Here is an 8,246-nt window from a genome sequence, read left to right on the forward strand (position 1 = left end):
ATCCATATCTATGGCTATGCTTGTTTTTTTTGTTTTCATATTGCAAATATATGCAATATATCTATTTAATATTGCAATATATTGCAAATAATAAATCTTTATATTTGCAGGATGATTAAGGCAGAAAGACAAAATTTAATCCTTGAATATGTAGCGAAGGATAAAAAAGTATTGTTGGATCAGCTCAGTGAAATTCTGAATGTATCTGAAGATACAGTAAGGCGAGATATCAAAGAATTGTCAGATCAGGGGCTTTTACGGGCTGTTAGGGGTGGTGCAATGCATCGTTCTCCCATTCCGATGCATTACAGGGACCGACAAAATGTTGATGTTGAACATAAAAAGATCATTGCTGCCAAAGCACTGGAGTTTATTAAACCTAACATGGTTTTACTTGTCGATTCAGGTACGTCTACACTTGCAGCTGTTGCAAATCTGCCAAAAGACATGCAACTTACTGTAGTCACCAATAGTTTTCCTGTAGCTTCAGTTCTGGAGGATCACCCAAAAATTGAGGTATTATTTATTGGAGGAAGGTTGAATAAGAGTAGTTTCTCTACTACCGGATATGAAACGATTCAGACTTTAAGAAGTATCAGAGCGGATATTTGCTTTTTAGGTGTATGTAGCATCGATTTGAATTATGGCGTTACGGGGGTAGATTATGAAGACAGCCAAATTAAGAAAGCAATGGTAGAAACTTCGAAATATATCGTTGCATTATCTACTTCCGATAAGCTCAATACTTCAGAGTCCTTTTACATCTGCGCTGCTAATCTGCTTAACGTTATTGTTACGGAAGCAGACCCTAAATTGGTGAATTTGAGTGATTATTCGAATGCAGGCATCGAAATAAGATAATTTGCGCAAAAACTTTTTTAAGATTTCTTTGTTCTTCTTTTAGCTGAACCTGAAGGCTCTTTGGTTTGAAGGCGGTTAATCATCTATATCTGAAAAAAAAATGGAGAAGCGGATATTAATTGTAGAGAACGATCTGGAAATGGAGGACATCTTTAAAGAGATTTTCTCAGATAATGGTGAACAGGTGTTCTTCTATGAGGAAACTGATGACATTTTGGAATTGGTAGAGAAACATCGCCCAACCATTGTTATCCTGGATTACAATTTGAATGGACTGAACGGTGGAGAACTTTGCAAGCTCATTAAAGGGAGCGAAAAACATAAACATATTCCTGTATTACTGCTGTCTGCATTTCCTAAGTTTATTTACAGCAATGAAAATGTAGGAAATAATGCTTTTTTAGAGAAACCATTCGATGTTGATGAATTGAGAACCGTTGTAGAACATATAATTAATGGATCACCAAAATGATGATTTATTTAAAGCTTTTCTTCAGAAAACGCATGTTGGCTTAGTCCTTAAAAAGGAAGCGTTATCATTTAGTATCTATGTTGCTGGTGATAATTATCTTAAAATAACAGGGCTGAACAGAGAAGCTCTTATTGGAAAGGACATATTTGATGTTGAAAAAGATATATTTCCTTCCAATATCCTTGAGGTCCTGGAAAGGGTATTGATGTACAAATCTGAAGCAGAGATTAGCCCATTTCTCCTTACACCCGCTCATCATTCCAAAAGTTTATACATTTCCATTCACATTTCTCCCGTAATTGATCATGATGGGGGTGTTGAGTACCTGTTGTATACGGTTAAGGATATTGATCAGGAAATCAGGTTTGCAAATGATCGGGCCAACCGCAATTATTTTATGGACCTGATTGAACAGGCACCGGTAGGTATGGGTATTCTCAAAGGGAGGGATTTGGTTATTGAGTCTGCAAATAACCGAATGCTGGAGTTATGGGGAAAGAATAAATCTGTATTGAATATGCCTATGGCTATTGCATTGCCAGAATTAGAAGGCCAGCCTTTTTTAAGACTATTGGAGGATGTTTATACCTGGGGGGAGGCGATGGTGGGAAATGAAGCAAAAGCTTTTATTTTACGGAATGGAAAGCTGGAAACAGCTTATTTTAATTATGCATACCAACCTATTAAAGATAAAAAAGGCCATACTACAGGCATTATGATGATTGCTACCGAAGTTACTCCTTTGGTATTGGTTAAACAGAAGCTGGAGGAGAGTGTATCGAGTTTCCGAAGTGTTGTGATGAATGCACATTATTCTTTACTGGTATTGAAAGGAAAGCACTGGATTGCAGAAATAGCCAACCAACGGTTACTGGATTTATGGAATAAAAAGAAGGAGGAGGTTATTGGCCTGCCACTGCTGCAGATTCTTCCGGAACTGGTTGGACAGCCTTTTCTTGAATATTTAAAAACTGTTTATGAAACAGGGAAGCCATATGGGCAGGAAGAAGAAGTTTTTTATTTTAATACCGCTAACGGAATTGGAAAGAAGTATGTGAGTTTCTTTTATGATCCGATGATTGATACTCAGGGAAGAGTATATGGTGTTATTGTTGGTGCTGAAGATATCACGGCGAGGGTAGAAAGCAGACATAAAGTTGAGCGTGCTGAAGAGATGCTTAGAATTGCAATTGAGTCTGCAAACCTAGGGACATGGCATTATGATCCGCTGAGCAAACGCTTAACGGTTTCTCCCAGATTGAAAGAGCTTTTTGGCTATAAGTCTAATGAAGAAATGACCTACGATACAGTTATTACGCAGGTTACTGAGGAGTATAGAGAGGTAGTACAGAAAGCTATTCAATCTTCAGTCATTAAAGGCGAGCATTTCGATCTGGAGTTTTCGATTAAAGGTCACTATGATCAGCAATTGCGCTGGATGAGGGCAACAGGAAGGATTTACAGAGATAAAGAAGGAATTCCTGTTCGGTTTTCAGGAATTTTGCTGGACATCACCGAACATAAGCAGGATGAAATCCGAAAGAATGATTTTATAGCCATGGTGAGTCATGAGTTGAAAACCCCGCTGACGTCATTAAAGGCCTATGTTCAATTATTGAGTTCTAAAGCAAAAGCGAGTGGAGATATTCAGGCTATGAATTCCCTTAGTAAAGCCGATGGACAGGTAAATAAGATGAACAACATGATCAAGAGCTTTTTGGACTTGTCACGTTTGGAGGCTGGTAAGATTAACCTGGAAAAGCAACATTTTGGCTTGAACGAATTGATTGCCGAAGTAATAGAAGAAATTACACTCACAGACCGGACGCATAACATTTCGACAGGAAACAGTCAAAAAGTTATGGTTTTTGCAGACCGGGAAAAGATAGGGCAGGTAATTAATAATTTAATCGGTAACGCTATCAAATATTCCCCTCAGGGTAAAATTGTAGAAGTGCTTTGCAAGGAGGTGAATGGGGAGACTTTGGTGAGCGTTAGAGATGAAGGGATCGGTATACCAAAGGATGATATCGGGTTGTTGTTTGACCGGTTCTACAGGGTAGAAAGCAGAAAGTTTAAAACCATCTCCGGATTTGGTATTGGGTTATATCTGAGTGCTGAAATTATTAAGCGCCATGAAGGCCAGATATGGGTAGAAAGTGAAGAGGGGAAGGGGTCTACGTTTTATTTTAGTTTGCCGCATAAAGATTTAATTCTATAAATTCTGTTATTAACGTAAAGAGGGTGCCTTTTTGGACACCCTTCTTTTACGTTAATAATGATAATTAGGTTAATAACCGTAATAATGTCTGTGATGATGAGGTCTGCCTCCACGTTCGGCAACGATACAGGAACTAAAGCTGACAGCTACTGCCAGCAAGAGAAATAGATACTTAATTGTTTTCATAATATAGGTTTTTATGTGTTAATGATAAGACCCTATTGAAATGAAAAGGTTTAGTCGTGAGATAAGAAAATTAATATTGCCGGCTAGATATATGACTATGTAGTCTTTTTTGGTCTGATTAAGTAATATATGCGGTTTGGTGTGTCATTTAATAAGAGATACTCACCAATTTTTGGTTTATAGACAAAATATGAAAAACGATCTCTAAAAGTTCCATCTTCATCAATCTCAACAAACTGTTTAAAATGAAGCATTTTTTTTGGCATTTTTATCTGGAAATAACTTGTACCTATCCAGCCCTTTCGTCCTGAGCTATTTCCAGTTCCCCAATGCAAATTTTTACCAATATTCCAAAATGAATATTCCATCCAATTTTCTTTATGTACAAATTCTCTGCTAATTAAGCCTGCATTTTTATCTATATCATAGGTCGATTCCTGATATTTTACTTCTTTTGCATCGGCAACATTTACCTTGGGCCTTGTCTGTGATTTTATCACTTCTCCCTTAGGGTTTATTGTATACCAAACGTTTTCCAAAGTATCCCCATTTTCACCCTTTATATAATGCCCAGAGGTAATAACGATCGTACTTTCATTTGCCTGGAGGATAGGTTCGATCACTTCGGTGTTAATTTTAAGCACTTCGTACTCGTTATCTTTTAGGCTGTCTAATCCGGCATAGGCTTTGTAGATCTCGGGCAGCTTTTCCGAGCGTAACTTGTATTGCTGATAATACATTGAAACATCTGGAATAATCATAATCGCCGCGATTAAGATTAAACCTATTATTATTTTTTTATATGTAATTTTCATGGAGCGCATGTTATCTTTTAACGATATTTCCAGTTTTCTTATCAAACGTAAAACTTTTGTTCCTAATCCCATAACGTAAGGTGAGTGTCAAGGTGTCTTGCGTTTGGTGATCAAGAATGATGTCTTTTGCATCACGAATCTTTACGTTGGGATCATCATTTAAAAGTTGGTTATCATTACATTGAAATATTTGCTTTTCAAAAATCCCTTTTCTTTCTGTCACCTGCAGTACGGGATAGCCCATCACACTGTATCCTACAATTTGTGCACGGTAATTCTTGCCCAAATCTTTGTCCATTTTCAATCCAAGAGATGTTGTTGATAACATCAATGTATAAAACGGCAGTGCCATAGGTAAAATGCTCAGTACCAAAACCAGTACCATTGCTGCTAAAAGCAGCTTTGCCATTATCCTCTTCCAAAATAAGATGACGATCATTATACTGCTGAAAATCCAAAGCCAGAACAGGGTGATGTCACTGTAATAACCGTTTAGGCCTATTTTATAAAAGTAATATGCAGCAAGATCTGCAATAAGCATTAGTGAAATTACACCATATATCTTTAAAATTGACTTCCTCATTGTCTGTTCAAGCAGAAATTTTGATTTAAAAATAACATAAAATTCCATTGGTCCAGCCATATATATTTTGGGCAATAAAAAACCTGCAGATGTTATCCTGCAGGTTCGGAACCATTTAGAGGTTCAATAGGAAAGAGAAAAGGATCTTAGAAAGAATAGCGCAAGGTAGCCCCATAAGTCCTTGGGTCACCAAGTACACCAGCGTATAAGCCAGAATTACCCGCGGCTGCCTGCAATTGCTCATAGTAATTTTTATTCGCAATATTTCTGCTCCAAATGAATGCCGAAAATTTATCAGATTTAAATCCTAATCTGGCATTGAATAACGAATAGCCATCAACATTTAACACACTGGAAGGTGTCGGATTTGAAGAGTATTCTGAGCGGTAACTCGCATCGCCAGCAATAAAATATCTACCCGCTTTGGTAGCTAAACTACCTGGAACACTAAATTCTGCACCACCAGAAATATTCCATTTAGATATACCAGGTAAACGACCTCCTGAAGCATCTTTAAATGCTACCTGCGTAGCCACACCATTAACTAATTCCGTATGGCCGGTTTCTTCTAAAGGTAGCGGAGCATTTGTGAACTTTACATATTTACCATCCAGATAAGCAAGGGCGGCATTCAGAGTGAAGAACCTTTCTAATTGATAAGTTCCATCAACTTCTAAGCCTTTTACATTAACCTTTTCTGCATTGGCAAGATAACCTCTGTTTACGCCCAATTGAGGCGATTGAACATTGGTCTGGTAATCTTTAATATCTGTATTAAAAGCACTAACATTAACAATTGCACCTTTAAATGGTCTGGTTTTAACACCCAATTCATAATGTTGAACATATTCTGGTTTTACTACTGCCAAAGACAAATCTGCTGCCCCGGTAGAAGTAGTTGGTAAACCTCCTACGTTAACACCAACTGGTTTGTAAGCTGTAGAGAAAGTTCCGTATGCATTCAAGCTGGGGTTAGGGCGGTAAGATAAGGTGATGTTTCCAGACAAATTATTGTTGTCTACATCGGTTGTGAATTGCTGGTTGCTATAAACTGCGGCTTTCAGTGCCAGTAGCGCAGCATCTGTGGTTTGCAGGCCTCCATAGGTTACTCTGTTATAATCAACATCTTTCTTATCATACGTATATCTTAATCCAGGTAAAATATGCAGGTGGTTTAGAAACTCCCAATCTACCTGGGCAAATACAGCAGCACTTAAAGATTTAATGGTTGAATTGGTTTTGATACCATAACCATCCAGTAAACCAGGCGTCGAGTATAAAGCCTGAGAACCAGTATTACTGGTTTGCACAAATCTCCACTGATCTTTGCCTACCTCTTCCGTTTGGTCTAATCCTTTCAAATTCTGTCCAAGAAAAAACACCCCAACTACACCACTTATTTTTTCAGCTAGATTACCGGCGTATCGAACTTCCTGAGAGTATTGATCGTGACGTGAGTTCCCCTGAGATTTGGTCAATGCAGATAATTCAGAGAAATCCCTGTCGTTTGTAGGATCCCAGTTCCAGAATCTCCAGGCCGTAGTAGAAGTCAGCGTTCCATTGCCAATTTTATAATCCACATTCACTGATATACCGCCAATGGACTGATTGTGTCTCCATGGTGTATTGGTATTGATCTCTCTGGAAAAAGGATCTATTTTAGGTTGCTGATAACCTAAATCAGAAACGATTTTGGCATACTGACGATAAGCGCTTCTTTCTGTTGTAGCTACACCTGCAATAACCAGTGGATAACCGGCAGGATGCTGAATACTTACATCACCACTTAACAATACCTGTAGTTTATCTGAAGGTGTGTAATACAATTGACCTTTAAAACCAAGGTTGTTTTGACCGCTATATTTACGTTCTTCTTTGGTATTCCAGATTGTACCGTCGCGCTGGGTTCCAGAGATAGATAACCTGGCGGCGAGATTTTTTGCAACGCTTCCAGAAACAGAAGTTTTAGCCTGGATAAAATTATAGTTTCCAAAACTCAATTCTACTTTTCCTGTTGGGATCTGAGTCGGTTTGGCTGTGGTGATGTTAAATGCACCAGCAGTTGTATTTTTTCCAAATAATGTTCCTTGAGGTCCGCGAAGGATTTCAATTTGTTCAATATCAAGGAAATCTGTAGAAGTAGCTGCCGGACGTGCCTGGTAAACTCCGTCTACATAAAAGCCTACACCCGGATCAATACCATCATTTGTTAAACCGAATGTTGAGCCCAGGCCGCGGATATTAAGGGTGGTATTTCTAGCATTTGATGCGTATAGTTGTACAGAAGGGACCAGCTCTTTTAAACGGTTGACGTTAAAAGCCCCTGCATTTTCTGCAGCTTGTCCACCGATAACGGTAATGGCGATTGGTACATCTTGAAGTACCTCTGAACGTCTCCTTGAGGTTACCACAATCTCATCTAGTTGCGAACTTTCAATCAGAACCAATTCAAAAGGGGTATCCTGGAGTTTTAAGATCTGGAAATCCTGAGGTTTGTAACCAATTGAACTGACCCGAAGGTAAAATGGAAGTTCCTGTTTTGAATTGATACTGAACTTTCCGTCATTATCCGCAATTGTAGAAATCTTGGTGCCTCTGATTACTACTGTAGCGTGTGGGATAGGAGCACCGTTGCTGCCCTTTATTACACCTGTTATCGCATCCTGGGCAAAAACATAATTTGCCGTAAGTATAAGCGAAAGGATAAGAAGTAAATTTTTTTTCATCTGTTTAAATTTATTAATGTTTTGTTTATTGTCTTCATTTGTATTAATGAGCTCGTAAACTCGGTTTGTTCTTCTTTTGTGATGAAGCTATCAGATTTGTTTATACCACTGTGTGGTTTGAAAAATCAAGATGGTTTCATTATTTTAATACTGATGGTTTGTTGGTTATGATAAATTGCAAAGCAAAGCCATATGGATGTTTTCATGTCCAGTCATATTTCAAAATATGGGATTTGCAGGTGCCTTTATTTATGGGGCAATACTTGAGCTAAATCAACAACAACAGCAACAGTCTAAAAGGAAAGGCATTCCTTCTTTAGATGTTTTTCTTTTCATTTTCATAAAATGTAAGTCTGTTTTCATTTGGTTCTAAGTTGTAGAT

The 8,246-nt window shown here is 38.0% G+C and carries 6 protein-coding genes; 3 read left to right on the forward strand and 3 right to left on the reverse strand.

Annotated elements, in window-relative coordinates:
- Positions 1 to 111: 111 nt before the first annotated feature.
- The 3 genes from DBR11_RS19550 (at position 112) to DBR11_RS19560 (ending at position 3,554) form a co-directional block, all read left to right on the forward strand.
- Positions 112 to 861, forward strand: coding sequence for a DeoR/GlpR family DNA-binding transcription regulator (locus DBR11_RS19550; protein ID WP_108554311.1), 750 nt, complete (start codon positions 112 to 114; stop codon positions 859 to 861).
- A gap of 100 nt (positions 862 to 961) precedes the next feature.
- Positions 962 to 1,333, forward strand: a complete 372-nt coding sequence (locus tag DBR11_RS19555) for a two-component system response regulator (RefSeq protein WP_108554312.1) — start codon at positions 962 to 964, stop codon at positions 1,331 to 1,333.
- Positions 1,317 to 3,554 carry a PAS domain S-box protein gene (locus DBR11_RS19560; protein WP_108554313.1) on the forward strand — a complete coding sequence of 746 codons (2,238 nt, stop codon included), beginning with the start codon at positions 1,317 to 1,319 and terminating at the stop codon, positions 3,552 to 3,554. Before DBR11_RS19555 ends, DBR11_RS19560 begins: the two co-directional genes overlap by 17 nt.
- A gap of 281 nt (positions 3,555 to 3,835) precedes the next feature.
- Here DBR11_RS19560 and DBR11_RS19565 read toward each other — a convergent pair whose 3' ends face one another.
- The 3 genes from DBR11_RS19565 to DBR11_RS19575 all read right to left on the reverse strand — a co-directional run bounded on the left by DBR11_RS19565 (position 3,836) and on the right by DBR11_RS19575 (position 7,864).
- The gene (locus DBR11_RS19565; RefSeq protein WP_146186596.1) at positions 3,836 to 4,555 is read right to left on the reverse strand and encodes a hypothetical protein; all 720 of its coding nucleotides are present in this window, start codon (positions 4,553 to 4,555) and stop codon (positions 3,836 to 3,838) included.
- Positions 4,556 to 4,565: 10 nt separating this feature from the next.
- On the reverse strand, positions 4,566 to 5,186 hold the full coding sequence (locus DBR11_RS19570) for a hypothetical protein (protein WP_233260833.1): 621 nt from the start codon (positions 5,184 to 5,186) through the stop codon (positions 4,566 to 4,568).
- A 98-nt stretch (positions 5,187 to 5,284) separates the two neighbouring features.
- Positions 5,285 to 7,864: a TonB-dependent receptor gene (locus DBR11_RS19575; protein WP_108554315.1), complete on the reverse strand. Its 2,580-nt coding sequence runs from the start codon at positions 7,862 to 7,864 to the stop codon at positions 5,285 to 5,287.
- Positions 7,865 to 8,246 lie beyond the last annotated feature (382 nt).

This window comes from Pedobacter sp. HMWF019, from assembly GCF_003061025.1.
Taxonomy (GTDB): Bacteria; Bacteroidota; Bacteroidia; order Sphingobacteriales; family Sphingobacteriaceae; genus Pedobacter.